The sequence below is a fragment of the Actinomadura sp. KC216 genome (assembly GCF_004348535.1).
Taxonomy (GTDB): Bacteria; Actinomycetota; Actinomycetes; order Streptosporangiales; family Streptosporangiaceae; genus Spirillospora.
Map to the genome: position 1 here is coordinate 1 of NZ_SMJX01000175.1, position 17,151 is coordinate 17,151.

The following is a 17,151-nucleotide window of genomic DNA, read 5'->3' on the forward strand; positions in this document are numbered from 1 at the left end:
GGGTATCGGTGCCGCTGCCATGCTCCACGCCCACGCTCGCATGCCCTTTCGCCGGGGGAGAACCGGGCGTGCACTCGACGCGCGGGGCCTACATCGGGACGCACACCAGCCCCTATGAAATCGCGCACGTGCGCGATTCGCACCTGACGGACATGGCCGGACCGGACGGTCCCTCCGGTGCGTCAGTCTGTGTTTCCGGAAACGATGAGTTCGTTGCGGTGCCGGGGCGCTGACGCGGCGAATGCGAGTGTGGGCGATCGCTATTCAAGCGATACGACGATGGGGCATTTGTCTGAGTTGGTGTGGTGTAGGCAGCAGCCTGATCACCGGCTGCCGCACTTCCGGCCACGCATCGTCCGCCGTTCCAGGAGGGTGGCCCCGGGGCGCGTTGGCCGGGTGGCGTTAGGAGCGGTCCGCTGTGCGGGCTTCGTCAGGCTCGTCGCCGAGGACGTAGGTCGGTGGAGTCGGGCGCTGTGCGGCGATCCAATCCCTGGTGTAGGCCGCCACATCCTCGACGAACTGCTCTAGGTCCGCTGGCGTGAAGTCGGCTTCGGCGACGAGATGGAGGAGGACGTAGACCTTGGTGTTCAGGACGGTCGTCAGCTCGTCGTCCGACTCGGAGTCCTTCATCAGCGGAGGGGCGGCGACGGCACGGCGGATGGCGTCCTCGGTGAGGAGCAGGTCGAGCGGGACCGCTTCCTCTTCCGCTTTGATCCGCAGCTCGTCGACGAAGCGGGCGATGTCGTCCAGTGCATAGTCCGGCGAGAACTTCCGGCGCACCGCGACGCTGAACGCACCCAGGAGCAGCGCCACATACCCTGCGGCGGTCTCGTCGTCCTTCTGCAGTTCGTATTTCAACGGCACCCAGGCTTCCGGCCCCTCCAGCAGGAAGTGCCGCAGCGCCAGGACGTTGTTCTCGCGAATATCAACCAGTAAGTAGTTCATTGCTCAAGGCGGTATCGAAGGTGGACTGCGCGATCGGCGCCGGATGGCGGTGCCGGCCTTCTCGTCATCGAGTCGGCTCTTCGTTGGCGGGGCGGGCGGCCGGTCCCGATCTTGAGACTTTCTTACCACGGCAGCCGTCCGGAGTGTCGTAGCTTGCGTGACTTTCTTCCGGTTCAGGATCTCGGCTCGGAGGTATCCCACCTGCGGCGGTGGCGGGTCTTCTGGCCACTGACTGCGGGTTCGATCGGAGCGGCCACGTTGCCCTGTTCCGCGAGGTGGCCGATCCTGGTCGCATGCCCGCCGGTCCGGTTATCCCCCGTCCCCGGCGGCGGGCCGGTCGGCTCTCCCACCAGCACGCTCTATTTGAACGGAGACCTTTGGCGTGAAACCGCCAATGTGCTTGGTCTGCACGCGGTCTCTTGGCGACCTTCCGCTTTCCTCGTTCACGCTCGTTCGGTTCGCGATCAGCGCGGAAGAGGAGGCGCTCCAACGGGAGCTGGATCGCGAGGGCTGGTCCGGGCATCACCCGTGGCATGTGTGGTTCTGCGACGAGCACGCAGCGTCGGCGGAGGAACTTGCGCACTTGCACTGGCGTGAGGCCATGGCGCGCTTGCGGACGTCTCAGGGATAGACCGTGAAGGGTAAGTCGGGTTGTCGCGGGTGCCCGGCCCGGCGACCGCATCCCCCGGGTTGATGTGGGACGCCGGGCATGCCGGAGGGTAGCCGCACCGTCACCGCCGTCTTCACGGGAGCTGGGCCGCGTGGCCGGGTGAGTGACCGGGCGCCATAGTGGGCCTGTTGCTCGGACGCATCATGACGTCCAGCAGCGGGTTCAGGCCGCGATGACCGCCGCGATGCGTGCCGACGTCCGTTCCATTGAGCGGCGCTGGTTTAGGGCGGGGACCTCGCCCTTGCAGTCGCGCGTTCCTCGGTGAGGCGCGCCGTCTCGTGCTGGCGTGCACGGCCGCGCTCAGCTGCGTGCTCGGCGCGTACCGTCTCGGCCGTGCACCGGACGGCTCCATGGGCTGCCGGGGGGTGCGGCGCCCCCGAGTGCCGCACCCTGCACGGCGTCGACCACGTGCTCGCCGCCTACACGGTCCGCCCGGAGGGCGTCGACCGTGCCGAGGCGCGGCGGCGCGCGGGCCTCCACTTCGGCCGTGGGTCCGGTCCCGTCGCGATGACGATCGAGGAGTTCCCGGACGGGTTCATCGCCCGCGCGGCCGACGACGGTGCCCCGCTGCTGATCGTCGACGGGCACACGGGGCGCTCAGCCAGCGGCCGTCCCTGCCCTTTGACGTCCTCGTCCACGAATACGCGAACTATCGCGCCAATCAATAGCGTTTCCGAGCATCATTGTGGGTCTTTGTTCCTTCCTGGTGTGTGGGCTTAGGGTCTGGGACGTGACCACGGATCGGCAAAGACGCGGGGTTTTCTGGGACGTGCAGGCGGGCCGGATTCCCGCCCCTGCGGCGGCGGTGACGCTGGGGTGGGAACTGATCGATGTCGATCCCGAGGCGGGCACCATCGAGGTCGCCTTCGCCGCCGGGGAGCAGTTCCTGAATCCCGCGGGCGTGGTCCAGGGAGGGTTCCTGGCCGCGATGCTCGATGACACGTTGGGGCCTGCCTTGGTCGCGACGCTGGACGAGGGGCAGTTCGCGCCGACATTGGATCTCCATGTGCAGTTCCTGCGGCCCGCATTCCCCGGGCGCCTGGTCGGGCATGGACGGATCGTCAAGCGTGGGGCCGATGTCTGCTTTCTCGCCGGTGAGCTTCTCGGCCCCGATGGACGGGCGGTGGCCGTGGCGTCGGCCACCGCGCGGATCAAGTCCCTCGGGTGAAGGGCGCAGCGGCGTCCCGGGTCAGGCCGGTAAGGCTTCTATCAGGCGGTAGCCGAATGGTGGGAACGGATCGGAGAACCGGTCCGCGTTGAATCCGGCGGACTTGAGCAGAAGCCGGAACTCGTTCTCGGTGCGTTCGCGTCCACCGGTGACGACCAGCATCAGCAGGTCGCGGAGATACCAATGGGTTTCGTCGAATCCGGCGACGGGCCTGTCGGGAAGCGTTCGCTCGACGAGGAGCAGGCGGCCGCCCGGCGGAATGGCGGCGCGGACGCTGCGGAGGATCGCCATGGACTGCTCGTCGTCCCAGTCGTGCAGGATCTCCTTCAGCAGGTAGGCGTCGGCCCCGTCCGGAACCTCGCCGAAGAAGTCGCCGGCGACGACGCGGCAGCGCTCCCCGACGCCCGCGGCGGCCAGGGTGGCGTCGGCGCCGGCGAGACCGGTCCGGACGTCGAAGAGCACGCCGCGGAGGTCGTCATGGGCGCGCAGGATGTGGGTGAGGAGGGTGCCGTCCCCGCCGCCGATGTCGGCGACCTCCCGGAACCTCCCGAAATCCGCGGCGGCGAGGATGCCGGGCGCCGCGTCGCGGGTGTGCTCCGCCTGCGACCGGTTGAAGATCGCCGCACGTCCGGGATTGCGCGCGTAGTACTCGGTCCAGCTCATTCCGTGCGCCAGGTCCCAGCCCGGGGTCCCGGTCCGCAGGCTGGGGACGAGCCGGTCCCAGCTCCGCGACGTCTCCGGGCCGCAGGCCATCAGCAGCGTGCTGCGGATCGAGTCGGGCGCGTCGGTGCGGAGCGGCTGCCCGGACTCGGTGAGAGCGTATCGGTCGGTCCCTGTTCCGGTCTCGGTGAGGATGCCCTGCCCGGTGAGGGCGTGGAGGAGGCGTCGCAGGGACGGCGCGTCGGTGCCGGTCCGTTCCGCCAGCTCACCGGTACTGCGCGGGCCGGTGGCGAGCAGGTCGGCGATCCCGAGTTCGGCCGCCGCGTACAGCGTCTTCGCCGCCATCATCTGGAGCAGCGGTGCCAGGAGCAGCACGGACGGGGGAAAGGCGGCGGCTCCGTCCTGCCGCTCGGCGTCCGGGTCAGCCATGGAGCGCCAGCTCCCCGTCGGCGGCGCGCCGGCGGGCGCGCTTCATGTCGGCCTTGATGTTTCTCATCGTCACCTTCCGATGGAAATAGTGGTATCCACGGGTTATCGCGTAGTCGACGCATTCGCGGCTGTCGGTCCTGAAATAGGTGACGAAGTCGTTGACGGTCTCGTCGCCGAGCAGATGCAGGGGCTCGTGCCGGACGGGAATCGTCCCGAAGTCGGTGAACCACGAGAGGATCTCCTGCCTGATCACACCGGCGACGAAGTCGAACCCCATCGTGTGGGACAGCACGGCGCAGTTGCGGAGGATGATGCCCAGCAGGAGATCCCCGCGGAACGCCTTGTCGACCGCGATATTGTTCACCTCGATGATGCTCTTTCCAGCGGCGCCGGGAATGATGTGGTGCAGGGCCGAATCCGGTGCCGCGGGGGTGAGCCGGAAGATGGCGACGAGTTCGTGGTCGAACGTGACCCGGTAGCAGGTGGACGCGGCGTCGGGAAGGAACTCGTCGCTGTAGAGGCCGAGCGGTCTCAGCGCGTTCTTCAGGAAATCGCGGTATTCGTCGAACTCGTGCGTTCTCTCGACTTCATGGGTCTGGTACTGGCGCAGTTCCCGTAAGACCTCGTCGTCTTCTGGGGCCGCGGCGTAGGTGGTCGTGGCCGTCGGGTCGCCACCGTCCAGGACGGCGATCGGTTCGAGCGGCAAGGGTCTCTCCCTTGGGTCCATGGCGGTGACGTTTACGCGCTGGCCAGGACGTCGCGGAACATCTGGGCGTAGTAGTAGATGGTCATCCGGCGGCCGTGAACGACCTCGTCCAGGTCGGAGTCCTTGAGCAGCAGTTTGTTGACGGCGAACTTCACGTCCTCGATGTGCCGCGCGTCGAATCCGGCGTGGCTCTTGATGAAGGTGACCTGGTTCTTCTCCAGGCCGTACGTCTCCCGCAGCACCTGGGCCATCGACTTGCCGAGATCGGCGCCGAGGCCTTCGGTCAGGCTCGCGACGCCGAGAATTCCGAGCGGGTTCCCGTAGGTCGCCATGTAGTAGTTCTGCGCGACCAGCCCCCACGATCCGCGCTTCGGCGGAATCGCCAGGACCTCTTCGGCGTTCTCGCCCAGATTCTCCAGGTCCCTGATGCAGAAGAGGTCGTGGTTGTTCTCTTCCTGGACCTGCTCGAAGAACCAGTCGCGCATCCCGCGGTAGTCGTCGCCGAGCCGGGCCCCGGCGAGCGACAGCATCCGGGAGGTGTGGCGGACCATGTGGTAGGTCTCGCGCAGGTAGGCGACGTAGTGCTCGCGCTTCATCCGGCCTCCGGCGACGGTCTCGATCAGCGGGTTCTGCCCGATCTCGCTGTCGAACTCGCTCTGGGTCGCGGCGAGGAGCTTCTCGAAGTTGGTCATCGCGGTCGGTCCTTTCGGTTCGATTTCCTGAATGGTGGTGTGAACGGCAGGCATCAGGCGGTGGCAGGTGGTAGGTGGCCCGTGGACGTTCGGGTCAGGCGGCGGAGGGGCGCGGGCGCAGGTGCTCCGGCCAGGGCAGCAGGCGGTAGACGCCCGTCGCGCGGGCCAAGGTCTGCTCCTGCGCATCCGTCAGGCGCGCTTCGAGAAAGGCCGACTTGCCGAGAATCGCGGTGACGCGACCCTTGCTGAAGACCTTTCCGACGGGTACCGGCCTGATGAAATCCGTGCTCATGGAGACGGTGGCGGGGAGGTACCGCGCCTCGTAGAGCCCGACGACCGCCGACCCCATGCATTCGTCCAGCATGGCGGTGACGAATCCGCCGTGAACCGTACCGTGCGGGTTCACGAATTCAGGCGCGGACTCGAAAGAGAGGTGAATGGCCTGGGCCGCCCTGTCGATCCCCAGCAGGGTCCAACCGATCAGTTTCGACACGGGAGGCGCCTCACCGGGCAGCCGGTCGTACACGGTTTCTTCGCTGCTCTTCAGCTCGACCAATACGGGGTACTCCTTTTCTCTTGTCCCCGGGCACGCTGATCGCTCAGGAGCGCGGGCAGCGGAAGGCTGGGGGCGTATCCAAGTGACCCTTCCGGATACAAACCGATCATCGATTGCGGCGCTCGCTCATGTCAACGGATACGGTTCGGCGTCTTTTGGGCGAAGGCGGGTTGAGCGATTAACGGCAGGTGGCGGCAGCGAACCTTCTGCGTGCCCATTTTGGAACCTTGACCCCGACCGCGGCGGCTGCTAACGGGCCCGTTTTATGCGTGCAGGTTTCGGCACCTTGTCTCGTCAGGCCGTGGAGCCGTCCCGTACGAAGGTTCGGACGTCAATGCCAATGGCCATGAATTGCCACCCGTGCGGCCGCGAGCCCGAGAGGGATCCGACCGAACTCGCGGGCCCGGCCTCGGACGGAATCGGCTCCGCCCGTCATTGTGCTTCTTACCTGGCAGGGGTGACGCCGTGCCCAAGTTCGACGACAAGGGGTGATCATCTGCGGGTTTGTCGTGCCGTGACATCCCCTGTCATGATGAGTTGATCAACGTCGGCAGCTCGGTCAGGACGAAAGGTTCCGTCCATGGGAGAAGTCAGCCCACCGTCGGGCGTCGACGTCACCGTGCCGAATGTCGCTCGTATGTACGACTACTACCTGGGTGGAAAGGACAATTACGCCGCCGACAGGGAGGCCGCGGAGAAGGTCATCGCGGTGATGCCGGGGTCGCAGGCCGGTGCGCGGGCCAACCGGGCCTTTCTGGTGCGGGCGGTGCGGTATCTGGCCGCGGAGGCCGGGATCACGCAGTTCCTCGACCTGGGCGCGGGGCTGCCCACCCAGAACAACGTGCACGAGGTCGCCCTTTCGGTGAACCCGGACGCCCGGGTCGTCTACGTCGACTGGGACCCGGTGGTCTGCGCCCACGGCCGCGCGCTGGTGCGGACGCCGCACAATGTCGGCGTGGTCGAGGCGGATCTGCGGCGCCCGGACGCGATTCTGCGGCACGAGACGACCCGGGCGCTTCTCGACTTCGACCGTCCGGTGGCGGTGATGATGGTGTCGATCCTGCATTTCGTTGACGGTTCCGACGACCCGCAGGGCATCGTCGCGCAGTACCGTGACGCGACCGCGGCGGGAAGTCACCTGGTCGTTTCCCATCTGACCGGGGATCTGCTGGAGAAGGCCCGGCCCGAGGAGACCGAGCGTGCCAAGGAGATCTACCGCCGCACGGCCACCCCCGTCCATCTGCGGGCACATCAGCAGATCCACGAGCTCTTCAAAGGCTATGACCTGGTGGATCCGGGGCTGGTGTGGCTGACCGACTGGCGTCCCGACGAGCCCGACCCGGACGGCCCCGGCGCCCCGGACGCCGCGGACGGTCCGACCTTGCTGCGTCCCGATGGGCGGCGCGGCGGGACGGTCGAGGAGGCCCCCGGTTACGGTGGCCGTATCCCGGCGTACGCGGGTGTGGGCCGCAAGCTCTGAACGCGCGAGGAGGCAGGAGGCGGAAGTGCCCGGATCGGCCGACATCGACCTTTCCAAGGGGGCCTTCTGGGCCGCGCCCTACGCCGAGCGCGCCGCGGCGTTCGAGGTGCTGCGGCGCGAGAAGCCGATCGGGTTCTTCGCGGAACCGCGCGTCCGGTGGGCGAAGCAGGGGCCCGGCTTCTACGCGGTGACCCGTCACGCTGACGTGGTCGAGGCCAGCCGCAGGCCGGAGGACTTCTCCAGCGCCGAGGGCGTGATGGTCTTCGACCGGCCGCCGGAGTCGATCGAGTTCTTCGACTCCATGATCAACATGGACGACCCGCGGCACGCGCGGCTGCGCCGGATCGTGTCCCGGGCGTTCACGGCGAGCATGATCGAGCGGCTGGACGGCGAGATCCGGCAGGTGGCGGCCGAGATCGTGGACGGTCTCCCGGCGCGCGGCACCTTCGACTTCGTCACCGAGGTCGCCGAGCGGCTGCCGCTGACCATCATCTGCCGGATGATGGGCGTCCCGGAGAGCCGGCACCGGTTCGTCGCCGAACGCACCAACATCATTCTCGGTGCGGGCGACCCCGAGTACACCCCGGACAGGACCGAGACCGAACCCGTCACCCTCCTCACCGCCGCGGCGGAGCTCGCGGGAATGGTCAAGGAACTGGCCGCGGAACGCGCCGGAGCTCCCGGCGACGACCTGACGTCCAAGCTCGTCAACGCCAATATCGACGGCGAGAAACTGACCGCCCGGGAACTCGGCTCCTTCTTCGGCATCCTGCTGCAGGCGGGCAACGAGACCACCCGGACGGCGATCTCGCACGGCCTGATGCTCCTCACCGAGCACCCCGGGCAGAAGCGGCGCTGGGCCGAGGATTTCGAGCGGTACGCGGCCACCGCGACGGACGAGATCGTCCGCGTCGCCTCGCCCGTCATCTACATGAGGCGCACCGCGACCCGCGACTGCGAACTGAACGGCCACCGTTTCCGCAGGGGCGACAAGCTGCTGCTGTACTACTGGTCGGCCAACCGAGACGAGACCGTCTTCGACGACCCCGAACGGTTCGACGTCACCCGCTCGCCCAACCCGCACCTCGGCTTCGGAGCGCCCGGCCCGCACTACTGCCTGGGCGCGCATCTGGCGCGCAGCGAGATCACGGCCCTGTTCCGTGAACTGCTCGGCCGCGCGCCCGGCGTCCACGCCGCCGGACCGCCGGACAGGCTCCGCTCGAACTTCCTCAACGGGATCAAACACCTCCCGTGCGCCCTCTAACCGGGGTTCACCTTCGCGTACGTCTGCGGGCGGGCGAACCAGCCGGCATCGAGGCTCTCGCCCGTCAGCGATTCCAGGGTGGCCATCGCGGTCTCCCAGTCCGGAGCCGGGCCCGCGAGGGTGCCCGCCACCACGCTGGAGCGCAGGTCGCACAGCGGGCCGAGGTGATCGGTGAGCGCCTCCGGATCGGTGCCCTGCCGGTTCGCCGGGACCAGCGTCTCCACCTCGGTGAACAGCTCGCCGTCGACCAGGTAGGAGAGCAGGCTGAAGTTGTTGATCAGCCAGAACAGCGAGTGGACCGTGGCGTCCCGGCTGAGCAGGCGCAGCGCCTCTGGCTCGGCGGTGGCCGTGCCGTAGGCCACGATGATGACCGCGTCGCCGCGCTGTTCGAGGAAGACCTCGTCATCCTCGTAGTCGACATCGGCCGGCCGGCGGGTGGTCAGCGCCTCCGGGTCCCCGCCCAGCCGGCGGACCACGTCGTGCACCGCCAATCCCGGCCGATGGGGGCGGATCACCGTCCAGCACAGGTTCTCCGGGCAGTACACCGACGTGCGTTCCAGGTGGTCGAGCAACCGCACGTAGTGCTCGATCCGCTCCGGCCCCGGACCCGCCATGATCGGCTCCCTCCACGGTCAAAGATCGCCAGACCTTACCGCCGCGATCACCCGGCCGAGGCACGCGGGCGCGGACGTGCTCATCTCGCCATCAGGCCCGCCTCGCTGGTCAGCCGGCGGTTCGCTTGACCATGCCCTCGGCGGCGGGGTCCAGGCCCCAGGTGAAGATCGTGTGCGGGTGGATGCGGATCAGGTCCGTGCCGGAGCCGGTGCCCCGGGGATCGTCCTCGACGACCGTCTCCGCGCGGCCGCGGATCTCGATGCCGCGCACGTGCCAGGGCCGGACGGACGCCAGGTCGTCGATGACGAGCGCCACCTGATCGTTGCCCTGGACGTTGCGGTACTTGCGGGACTTCGCGAGGTTCCAGCCGTGGATGTCGAACGTGCCGGTTTCGGCGTTGTAGAAGTACCCGACGGGGTTGTTCTGCGGGTCGCCCTTGGGGCCGACCGTCGCGAGCCGGGCGAGGCGCTGCGTGGCCAGATAGTCGCGTTCGCTGTCAGTCAGGATCATGGCTCCAGCATGGAACCTCGACTCATCTTGAGGTCAAGCGCGGCATTTGGCGGAAAGTTGGCCCCCGTGATACGCGCTGATTCTGTCCTAATCGGGGAGTTTGCGATGAACTGAGGTTCCGGTGCGACGGACGCCACTCGCGAAGGTCGCGCCATGCCAGAACCAACCCGTCCACCACCCGGCCGCGCCGGCCGCCTGCGCCGGGGCCTCCTCCCGGTTCTCGCCGCCCTGGCCGCGCTGCTGCTCCTCGGTCCCGTGACGTCGTGCGGGTCGGGCTCCGAGGAGTCCGAGCGGGTCGCCCCGCGCGACACGAGCGCGCCGCCCGCCACCGTCCCGCCGAGCACGCCGGAGACGCCGCCGCCCCGCGAGCCGTCGACCCCGGAACCGGGCGCGGCGGACGGCGTCGATCCGCGTTTCGACACGTGCGCGCAGGCCAACGCCCACGGGTACGGCCCCTACTACGAGGGCTGGGACCCCGAATACCACTGGTACGAGGACCGGGATCACGACGGTATCGACTGCGAGCCCTGGCTGCGGTGGGAGACGCCGCCGACCTGGAGCCCCGACCCCGGGCAGAGCGAGCCGACACCGCCGCTGCCGTCGCCGAGTGAGCCGCCGACCGACGTCCCGCCGCCGCCCGAGCCGAGTGACGAGCCCACGGATCAGGAGCCGAGCACGGAACCGGCCCCGCCGCCGAGCGAGGAGCCGTCGGCGCCGGAGTCCGATCCGCCGTCCGAACAGGAGCCGGGCGAGCCCTCGGCCCCGGGTTCCGGCGAGCAGCCCTAACGCGTGTCGTCCTCGCCCGCTGGGCGGGATGGGGAAAGGGAACCGGTGCCGACGGGCCGACCCGGCCGACGCCTTCCGGGACGCCCTGCGGCGGGGGCGCCCGGGCCGCGGGCCGCGCCCTAGACGGCCGGACGCCGTGGGCTGAGCGAGGTGATCAGGCCGCGGAGCGGGCGGGACATCTCGCCGGGCAGGTCGTCCAGCGGGAACCAGCGCGCCTCAAGGATCTCCGCCGGGTCGAGGTCGAGGCGCCCGCCGACCACGCGGGCCTCGTAGTACGCCTCGACGCGGTGCCGGAAGCCGCTGGCGAGCGCCACCGGCGGACCGTCGACCTCCACTTCGAGGGACGTCTCCTCCCGCACCTCGCGGGCGACGCCGTCCTCCAGCCGCTCACCGGCCTCGACGTAGCCGCCGGGCAGGCCCCACGCGCGGTACGCGGGCCAGAGCCGGTGCCGCAGCAGCAGGATCCGGCCCTGATCGTCCCGGACGATCCCGCCCGCGTACACCAGGAACGTCCGGTGCCGGAGCCTGGCGAGCCGCCACTGCACCCGCCCGCCGAGCCGCATCCAGGCCCGCGCGCTCAGCCGGTGCACCACCGGGCGCGCCCGCACAGCGGCGAACCGGATCTTCATCACCGAGATGCTAGCCGTGGCCGCCGCCCCGGCCGGCACGAGGTCAGGACGAGAACGGGGCGAGGCCGCGCAGCCTGGCGTGCAGCAGGGCCGCCAGGGTGAACGAGTCGGTGATCTCGCCGCCGGCCAGCATCTCGTCGAGCCGCCGCGGGGGGACCAGCTCGATCCGGTCGATGCCCTCGTCGATGTGGTCGGCGTGCGGGTGGTCGACGTCCGCCCAGAAGAGACCGGCCTTGCTTCCGCCGACGCCGGTGTCGGCGTAGAAGTCGCCGAGGAACTCGATCGACCGTGCCGGGACGCCGATCTCCTCGTGCAGTTCCCGGCGGGCCGTCTGCTCCGGTGTCTCGCCCGGTTCCGGGGAGCCGCGGGGGATCTCCCAGTGCCATTGCCGGGTGGCGTGCCTGAAGTGCCGCATCAGGACGACCCGGCCGTCGCACGAGGGGAGGACGGCGGCTCCCGCCTGCCCGTTGGCATGGACTATCCGCATATAGCCGCCGGTCCGGCCGTCCGGGAACGCGACGGGGTCGCGGAGCAGCATGACGTACCGGTCGCGGTAGCAGACGCCGTACGGGCCGCCCTCGGCCGGGAACTCCTCCAGGACCGGGGTCCACGCGCCCGGCGGGTTGGCGAACAGCTCCGGCCGGTCCCGGCGGAGCCGCTCGTACTCCTCATGCGCCGTCCCGCCGGGGCCCGGCTCCTCGTGCCGCGTGGTCATTGGCCCTCGTTCGACAGGTCCGCGCCCTCGTCGCTGCCGCCGCGCGCCGATGCCTGCTTCGACAGATACTCGATCAGTTTCTTCGCCTCCCGGTACGGGTCGTCCATCCGCATGTCGAGGAGCTGCGCGGTCGTCTCGATCCGGTGCCGCGTCCTGTTCGCCAGCAACCTCCCGAGGCCCAGCCGGAGCGTGACCCGCGCCGCCCGCTTCCCGGCCAGGTCGGCGACGTTGCCGAGGACCTCATACCCGATCTCGTTGTCGGGCATGTAGAGAACGTTGAGGGTGAGCGCGCCGATGTCGATGGCGATCTCGGTCAGGCCCCCGAACCGCTCTCCGAAGCGGTCGTCGCGGATCTGCTCCGCCTTGTTGAGCATCGTGAGATAGGCCCTGCTGATCTCGACGATTCCGGTGATCGGGTCGGCCAGGGCGTCGATGGACGGCGCGTTGACGACGCGGGCGAACGCCGTGTTGTACTCCTGCCATTCCTGCTCGTTGCGGACCTGCCAGATGTCGGCGAGGGAGAGGCGGTCCAGCGTGGGCACCGCTTCGAGCAGAGCCTGGACGTTCTCGAAGGCCAGATTTCGCAGGAGCCTGATCAGCTCGTCGGCGTCCGTCGCTTCGGTCGCGTCCCCCTGCCGCTGCCGGAACCGGAAGTCCTCCTGGAGCGCGGTGCGCCGCGGCGAAAGGCTCGGCGTCAGCGTGAAGACGTCGATCGCGTCCGCGACGTTCGTGGCGTACTTCAGGTCGATCAGCTGTTTCACGACGGCCATGTGCGGCCGACTCATGTCGTACTGCCGCTTCGCGACGTCCCCGCCCTCACCGACCACGAACTTCTCGTAGAGCCCCTGCCGCACCACCGGACGCCCGGCGTCCAACTCGTCGTACACCCACCGTCCGACCTCTTTGAGCCGGGAGAGCGCGCTGAGCGCCTCCTCCTCGCCGAGGTGGAAGTCCCGCTCCAGCGCGGGCGCCTCGAACTGGACGAATCTCGTGAAGAACAGGCCGAACGCCTTGTACACGGCCTTGGTGAGCATCGCGTTCTCGTCGTCGTCCCACGACATGCGCAGGCACGACATCATCGTGTTCTCCGCAACCTCGCGCCATGCCGCGAGCCCCTCGGTGACCTGGAAGTCCGGGTCCGTCGCGGGAAGCGGGCCGTCCTCCGCCAGGAGCAGCGGGATGATCACGCCGTGTTCCAGCATCCGGCGGAAGGCGTCGTGGTCGCGTCCCCGTTTCGCGTAGTCCTGGTAGACCTGCGGGTTGTTGTAGAGAAAAGCGCGGTTGATCAGGACTTTCTCGGCGTTGAGGAGGGCGCGCAGGTACTCGCGCCGCGACCTTGCGGCCTGCTCCCGCAGAATGGCCGGGCCGATCCCGCCCTCCCGGTGCGCCCGGTCGAGGAGTTCGCGGTCGAACCACTGGTTGTCGAGCGACTGCGGCACCGCGGTGATCGTCTGGCGCAGGTCACCGGCCATCAATCTGTTGAAGCTGACATCCCCGACATGGGCGACGGACATCGACCGCTCCTGGCTTTTTGGGAAACATCGTCCGATAACCCTAATTCGCCGGAGTTACTCTTCGTCCCGCGTCCACGGTCGGCGACCGGCCGTGGCCAACCGGACGCGAACCGCACGGATCCCCGGCTCCCTCCCCTATGGCGGGCACGTGTCCCGGGCGCGGGTCAGTCGGTGACGCGGAGGACGCGGAGCTGGTCGGCGACCATGCGGTAGTAGCCGACGAGGGTGACCAGCTCGTACAGGCGGGTCAGGCCGAGGGTGGCGGTGGCCTCGGTGAAGCTGTCGTCGGTGAGGTCGCCGCTGGCGGCCAGCTCGCGGGCGGCGGCGAGGACGGTGGCCTCCAGCCGGTCGTCGAGGCGGCACTCGGCGCCCGCGCGGACGGCGGCGATCTGCTCCTCGGTGAGCCCGGCCTGGAGGGCCGCGTGGCTGTGGACGGCCCACTCGTACTCCGAGTGCTCGTGCGCCGCGACCGCGAGGATCGCCAGCTCCTTCTGCCGCGGGGTGAAGCCCGTCCCGTACCGGACGACGGTGCCGAGCTCCTGGAGGGCGTTGCCGAGTTCCGGGCTGAGCAGCATGCCGTTGAACGGCCCGCGCAGCCGTCCCTCCTCGTCGGCGAGCGGGAACGGGCGGCTGCCGGTGGCGCGGGCGCTGTCCAGGAGGCGGTCGTAGAGCTCGCGCTGCTCGGCGGTCAGGTCGGCGGGCCGGAACGCGTCGACGCGGGCGGGCATGGAGGTCCCCCGATGAGTGCGGTGGCGGGTCATTGAGCGGCGGCGGGCGCGCCGCTCGTCCGGAAGGTGCCGTGGTAGGCGAAGGCGCGGCGCTCCTCGGCGGTGACGGTGCGCATGATCTCGGCGCGCCACGGGGTGCTGGTCGCGGCGCGGTAGGCGGCGGTCTCGAAGACGCCGGGGTCGTCGATCTCGTGGAGGGAGAGGAAGCGGGGCGCGTTCCCGTCGACGAGGACGTAGCGGCGGGTCCGGCGCCAGCCGGGGAGGGCGTGCAGGGACGGGATGTGCTCCTCCTCGTACCAGGCGTTGAGGTCCGGTTCCCGGTCGGGCTCGACCGTCATGGACCGGGCCACCAGGAGCGGCGGGGGCGCTGCGGCGGGCGTGCCGTAGTCGTCCAGCAGCTCGTAGATGCGGCGGTCGAGGGTCTCCAGCGCGGCCATGACGGCGGCCTCCCGCGCGCTGCGCTCCTCGCGCAGGCGCCGGTAGCGGGGCGTGTGGAGAACCTCCAGGTCGAGGTCGTACCATGCGAGCCAGGACGGCGCCTCGCCGTCCGCGGCGCGGTACCGGTGACCTTGGCGGACGCCCGGCAGGGCGAGCCTGGCGGGGCCGTGCTCGTTGTCGTACCAGTCGTGGAAACCGGCCTCGTCGCCGTCGCGCGGTTGCGACAGGACGTAGAGCAGACCTTCCGTCACGATGGGCCTTCCGTTGTTCGGCGGGCGCGTTCCAAGGCGTCCGGGAGCGTGCGGGATGTCCGGGGCGTCTCGCTTGTCCCGGGTGCTCGGGCGCGTCCCGGGTGCCGGAGACTAGGAGCTGTCCGCCGGAATCTGTTCTACTGACGAACGTTCGTGCGTCGGTAGTTTACTTTGGAGTCGGGAGTCAAGGAATGTCAAGGCAGGATCCGGATGTGATCGACTCGGTCGAGAAGGCGTTCCGCGTGCTGGAGGCCTTCTCGGCGGACCATCCGACGCTGACCGTGAGCGAGGCCGCCGACCTCACCGGCCTGTCCCGGGCCACCGCCCGGCGCATCCTGCTGACCTGCGTCCGGCTCGGGTTCGCCGAGGTCGACGACCGGCGGTTCCGGCTCCTGCCGCGCGTCCTGCGCCTCGGATACGGGTACCTCGCCTCGCTGCCGATCTGGGAGCGGGCCCAGCCGCACATGCGCCGGCTCGCCGAGGAGGTGCGGGAGTCGTGCTCGGCCGCCACGTTGGACGGCGAGGAGATCGTCTACGTCGCCCGCGTGCCGGCCAAGCGCAGCATGTCGATCGTCCTGAACGTGGGCTCGCGGCTGCCGGCGCACCCGACGTCCATGGGCCGGGTCCTGCTCGCCGCGCTCCCGCCCGACAGCCTCCGTGAACGCCTCGGCCAGATGCGGCTCGACCAGCTCACCCCGCACACGATCACCGACCCGGGCGCGCTCGCGGCGGAGCTCGCCAAGGTGCGCGAGCAGGGCTTCGCGGTCGTGGACGGCGAGCGCGAGGAGGGCGTCCGCTCGGCCGCGGCGCCGGTGCGCGACGGGTCGGGCGCGGTGATCGCCGCCATCAACGTGTCGGCCAACGCGGGCCGGGTCTCGGTCGCCGAGCTGCACGAGCGGTTCGTCCCGCTGGTCGTCCAGGCGGCCGACGCCATCTCCCGCGACATCGACTTCGTCCCCTCGACCTGACCTCGCGCACGTCCCCTCAAAGCCCCGTTCAAAGTCGTGACCTGCCCGGCTCTTGACCGGGGGTGGCGTGTCGGTCACACTCGCTCTCTAACCGGCGTACATCTGTGCGACAGACGAACAGAGGTGACCGATGTCCAGTGCCATGTCCGCCGTGCGGACCGCCTTCACCAAGAAACTCTGGCTGACGGTGCTGATCGCCCTCGCCCTCGGCGCCCTGCTCGGGCTCGTCGCACCGGACACCGGAGCGGCGATGCAGCCCCTCGGCGACGGGTTCATCTCGCTGATCCGGATGCTCGTCGGCCCGGTGATCTTCTGCACCATCGTGACCGGGATCGCCTCCGCCGGCGCCCTCGCCGGGATGGGCCGCGTCGGCGTCAAGGCCCTCGTCTACTTCGAGATCATCACCACGATCGCGCTGGTCATGGGCCTGGTGGTGATGGGCGTGCTGCGCCCGGGCGAGGGCGTCCACGCCGACCCGGACGCGATCAAGCTCACCGGCAAGGCGAGCGAGTACGCCGCCGAGGGCCAGCACCAGCACTGGTACGACTTCCTGGTCAACATCATCCCGGAGAGCGTGGTCGGCGCCTTCGTGGACGGCAACGTCCTGCAGATCCTGCTGGTGTCCGTGCTGTTCGCCATCGCCATCAAGATGATGGGCGAGCGCGGCGCCCCGATCGCGCGCGGCGTGGAGCGGGTCGGCGAGGCCGTGTTCGGCATCGTCCGGCTGATCATGTACCTGGCCCCGATCGGCGCGTTCGGCGCGATGGCCTACACCACCGGCAAGTTCGGCACCAAGACGCTGACCAGCCTCGGCACCTTCGTCGGCCTGTTCTGGGCCACCGGCATCGTGTTCTGCCTGCTCGTCCTCGGCGTGGTCGCCCGGCTGTGCGGCATCCGCATCATCCCCCTCTACCGCTACTTCAAGGACGAGCTGCTCATCACCCTCGGCACCGCCAACTACGAGGCGGTCATGCCGCAGCTGATCGAGAAGCTGGAGCGGCTCGGCTGCCCGCGGCCCATCGTCGGTCTGGTCGTCCCGTCCGGGTACGCGTTCAACTCCGACGGCGTCTGCCTCTACATGGGGTTCGCCGGCCTCTACATCGCGCAGGCGTTCGACATCAGCATGTCGTTCTGGCAGCAGCTCGGCCTGCTCGCCGTCTTCCTGATCACCTCGAAGGGCGGCGCGGGCATCGCGGGCGCCGGCTTCGTCCTGCTCGCCGCCAGCCTCTCCACCACCGGCGTCATCCCCATCGCCGGGATCATGCTCATCTTCGGCGTCGACCGGTTCCTGTCCATGGCGCGCGGCATCGTGAGCCTGTGCGGGCAGATGCTGGCCAGCATCGTCGTCAGCAAGTGGGAGGGCGTCTTCGACCGCGACCGCGCCAGGCTGATCCTCGCGGGCGGCACCCCGGCCGACGACCCCGCCC

20 protein-coding genes are annotated in these 17,151 nt (G+C 69.4%); 7 read left to right on the plus strand and 13 right to left on the minus strand.

Annotated elements, in window-relative coordinates:
- The coding region (locus E1264_RS44740; protein ID WP_207936248.1) for a hypothetical protein at positions 1 to 233 on the plus strand (233 nt) is incomplete at its 5' end.
- Between the two features lie 169 nt (positions 234 to 402).
- On the opposite strand, the gene E1264_RS26440 is transcribed toward E1264_RS44740, so the two are convergent.
- Positions 403 to 945 carry a hypothetical protein gene (locus E1264_RS26440; protein WP_132178128.1) on the minus strand — a complete coding sequence of 181 codons (543 nt, stop codon included), beginning with the start codon at positions 943 to 945 and terminating at the stop codon, positions 403 to 405.
- A 970-nt stretch (positions 946 to 1,915) separates the two neighbouring features.
- Positions 1,916 to 2,203, minus strand: a complete 288-nt coding sequence (locus E1264_RS26445; RefSeq protein ID WP_132178130.1) for a hypothetical protein — start codon at positions 2,201 to 2,203, stop codon at positions 1,916 to 1,918.
- 142 nt (positions 2,204 to 2,345) lie between these two features.
- On the opposite strand from E1264_RS26445, the gene E1264_RS26450 reads away from it, so the two are divergent.
- On the plus strand, positions 2,346 to 2,783 hold the full coding sequence (locus E1264_RS26450; RefSeq protein WP_132178132.1) for a PaaI family thioesterase: 438 nt from the start codon (positions 2,346 to 2,348) through the stop codon (positions 2,781 to 2,783).
- A gap of 21 nt (positions 2,784 to 2,804) precedes the next feature.
- On the opposite strand, the gene E1264_RS26455 is transcribed toward E1264_RS26450, so the two are convergent.
- The 4 genes from E1264_RS26455 to E1264_RS26470 form a co-directional block, all read right to left on the minus strand.
- Positions 2,805 to 3,872, minus strand: a complete 1,068-nt coding sequence (locus tag E1264_RS26455; protein ID WP_132178134.1) for a methyltransferase — start codon at positions 3,870 to 3,872, stop codon at positions 2,805 to 2,807.
- Positions 3,865 to 4,578: a hypothetical protein gene (locus E1264_RS26460; protein WP_132178136.1), complete on the minus strand. Its 714-nt coding sequence runs from the start codon at positions 4,576 to 4,578 to the stop codon at positions 3,865 to 3,867. Before E1264_RS26460 ends, E1264_RS26455 begins: the two co-directional genes overlap by 8 nt.
- A gap of 32 nt (positions 4,579 to 4,610) precedes the next feature.
- Complete coding sequence (locus tag E1264_RS26465; protein ID WP_132178138.1) at positions 4,611 to 5,270, minus strand: iron-containing redox enzyme family protein; 660 nt, start codon at positions 5,268 to 5,270, stop codon at positions 4,611 to 4,613.
- Positions 5,271 to 5,364: 94 nt separating this feature from the next.
- Entirely contained in the window at positions 5,365 to 5,826 is a 462-nt protein-coding gene (locus E1264_RS26470) for a PaaI family thioesterase (RefSeq protein ID WP_165964393.1), read from the minus strand.
- A gap of 580 nt (positions 5,827 to 6,406) precedes the next feature.
- On the opposite strand from E1264_RS26470, the gene E1264_RS26475 reads away from it, so the two are divergent.
- Together E1264_RS26475 and E1264_RS26480 are read left to right on the plus strand one after the other, a co-directional pair.
- Positions 6,407 to 7,306: an SAM-dependent methyltransferase gene (locus tag E1264_RS26475; RefSeq protein WP_132178142.1), complete on the plus strand. Its 900-nt coding sequence runs from the start codon at positions 6,407 to 6,409 to the stop codon at positions 7,304 to 7,306.
- 25 nt (positions 7,307 to 7,331) lie between these two features.
- Entirely contained in the window at positions 7,332 to 8,570 is a 1,239-nt protein-coding gene (locus E1264_RS26480; RefSeq protein WP_243711182.1) for a cytochrome P450, read from the plus strand.
- Here E1264_RS26480 and E1264_RS26485 read toward each other — a convergent pair.
- Positions 8,567 to 9,184 (minus strand): DUF6461 domain-containing protein, encoded by a 618-nt coding sequence (locus E1264_RS26485; protein WP_132178146.1) that lies wholly within the window; start codon positions 9,182 to 9,184, stop codon positions 8,567 to 8,569. The genes E1264_RS26480 and E1264_RS26485 overlap by 4 nt on opposite strands.
- Positions 9,185 to 9,293: 109 nt before the next feature.
- Positions 9,294 to 9,695 carry a PPOX class F420-dependent oxidoreductase gene (locus E1264_RS26490; RefSeq protein ID WP_132178148.1) on the minus strand — a complete coding sequence of 134 codons (402 nt, stop codon included), beginning with the start codon at positions 9,693 to 9,695 and terminating at the stop codon, positions 9,294 to 9,296.
- Positions 9,696 to 9,848: 153 nt separating this feature from the next.
- Between E1264_RS26490 and E1264_RS26495 the strand changes: the two genes are divergently transcribed.
- Positions 9,849 to 10,481 (plus strand): excalibur calcium-binding domain-containing protein, encoded by a 633-nt coding sequence (locus E1264_RS26495; RefSeq protein WP_132178150.1) that lies wholly within the window; start codon positions 9,849 to 9,851, stop codon positions 10,479 to 10,481.
- A 119-nt stretch (positions 10,482 to 10,600) separates the two neighbouring features.
- On the opposite strand, the gene E1264_RS26500 is transcribed toward E1264_RS26495, so the two are convergent.
- The 5 genes from E1264_RS26500 to E1264_RS26520 all read right to left on the minus strand — a co-directional run bounded on the left by E1264_RS26500 (position 10,601) and on the right by E1264_RS26520 (position 14,756).
- The gene (locus E1264_RS26500) at positions 10,601 to 11,110 is read right to left on the minus strand and encodes an NUDIX domain-containing protein (protein ID WP_243711183.1); all 510 of its coding nucleotides are present in this window, start codon (positions 11,108 to 11,110) and stop codon (positions 10,601 to 10,603) included.
- 43 nt (positions 11,111 to 11,153) lie between these two features.
- On the minus strand, positions 11,154 to 11,825 hold the full coding sequence (locus tag E1264_RS26505) for an NUDIX hydrolase (RefSeq protein ID WP_132178152.1): 672 nt from the start codon (positions 11,823 to 11,825) through the stop codon (positions 11,154 to 11,156).
- Positions 11,822 to 13,339, minus strand: a complete 1,518-nt coding sequence (locus E1264_RS26510) for a hypothetical protein (protein WP_132178154.1) — start codon at positions 13,337 to 13,339, stop codon at positions 11,822 to 11,824. Before E1264_RS26510 ends, E1264_RS26505 begins: the two co-directional genes overlap by 4 nt.
- Positions 13,340 to 13,503: 164 nt before the next feature.
- Positions 13,504 to 14,067, minus strand: a complete 564-nt coding sequence (locus E1264_RS26515; protein ID WP_243711184.1) for a carboxymuconolactone decarboxylase family protein — start codon at positions 14,065 to 14,067, stop codon at positions 13,504 to 13,506.
- A gap of 29 nt (positions 14,068 to 14,096) precedes the next feature.
- Positions 14,097 to 14,756: a DUF4286 family protein gene (locus tag E1264_RS26520; protein WP_132178158.1), complete on the minus strand. Its 660-nt coding sequence runs from the start codon at positions 14,754 to 14,756 to the stop codon at positions 14,097 to 14,099.
- Between the two features lie 212 nt (positions 14,757 to 14,968).
- On the opposite strand from E1264_RS26520, the gene E1264_RS26525 reads away from it, so the two are divergent.
- Both E1264_RS26525 and E1264_RS26530 read left to right on the plus strand, forming a co-directional pair.
- Positions 14,969 to 15,724, plus strand: a complete 756-nt coding sequence (locus E1264_RS26525; protein ID WP_243711185.1) for an IclR family transcriptional regulator C-terminal domain-containing protein — start codon at positions 14,969 to 14,971, stop codon at positions 15,722 to 15,724.
- A 130-nt stretch (positions 15,725 to 15,854) separates the two neighbouring features.
- Positions 15,855 to 17,151, plus strand: a 1,297-nt coding sequence (locus E1264_RS26530) for a cation:dicarboxylase symporter family transporter (RefSeq protein ID WP_132178162.1), incomplete at its 3' end; no start/stop codon positions are given.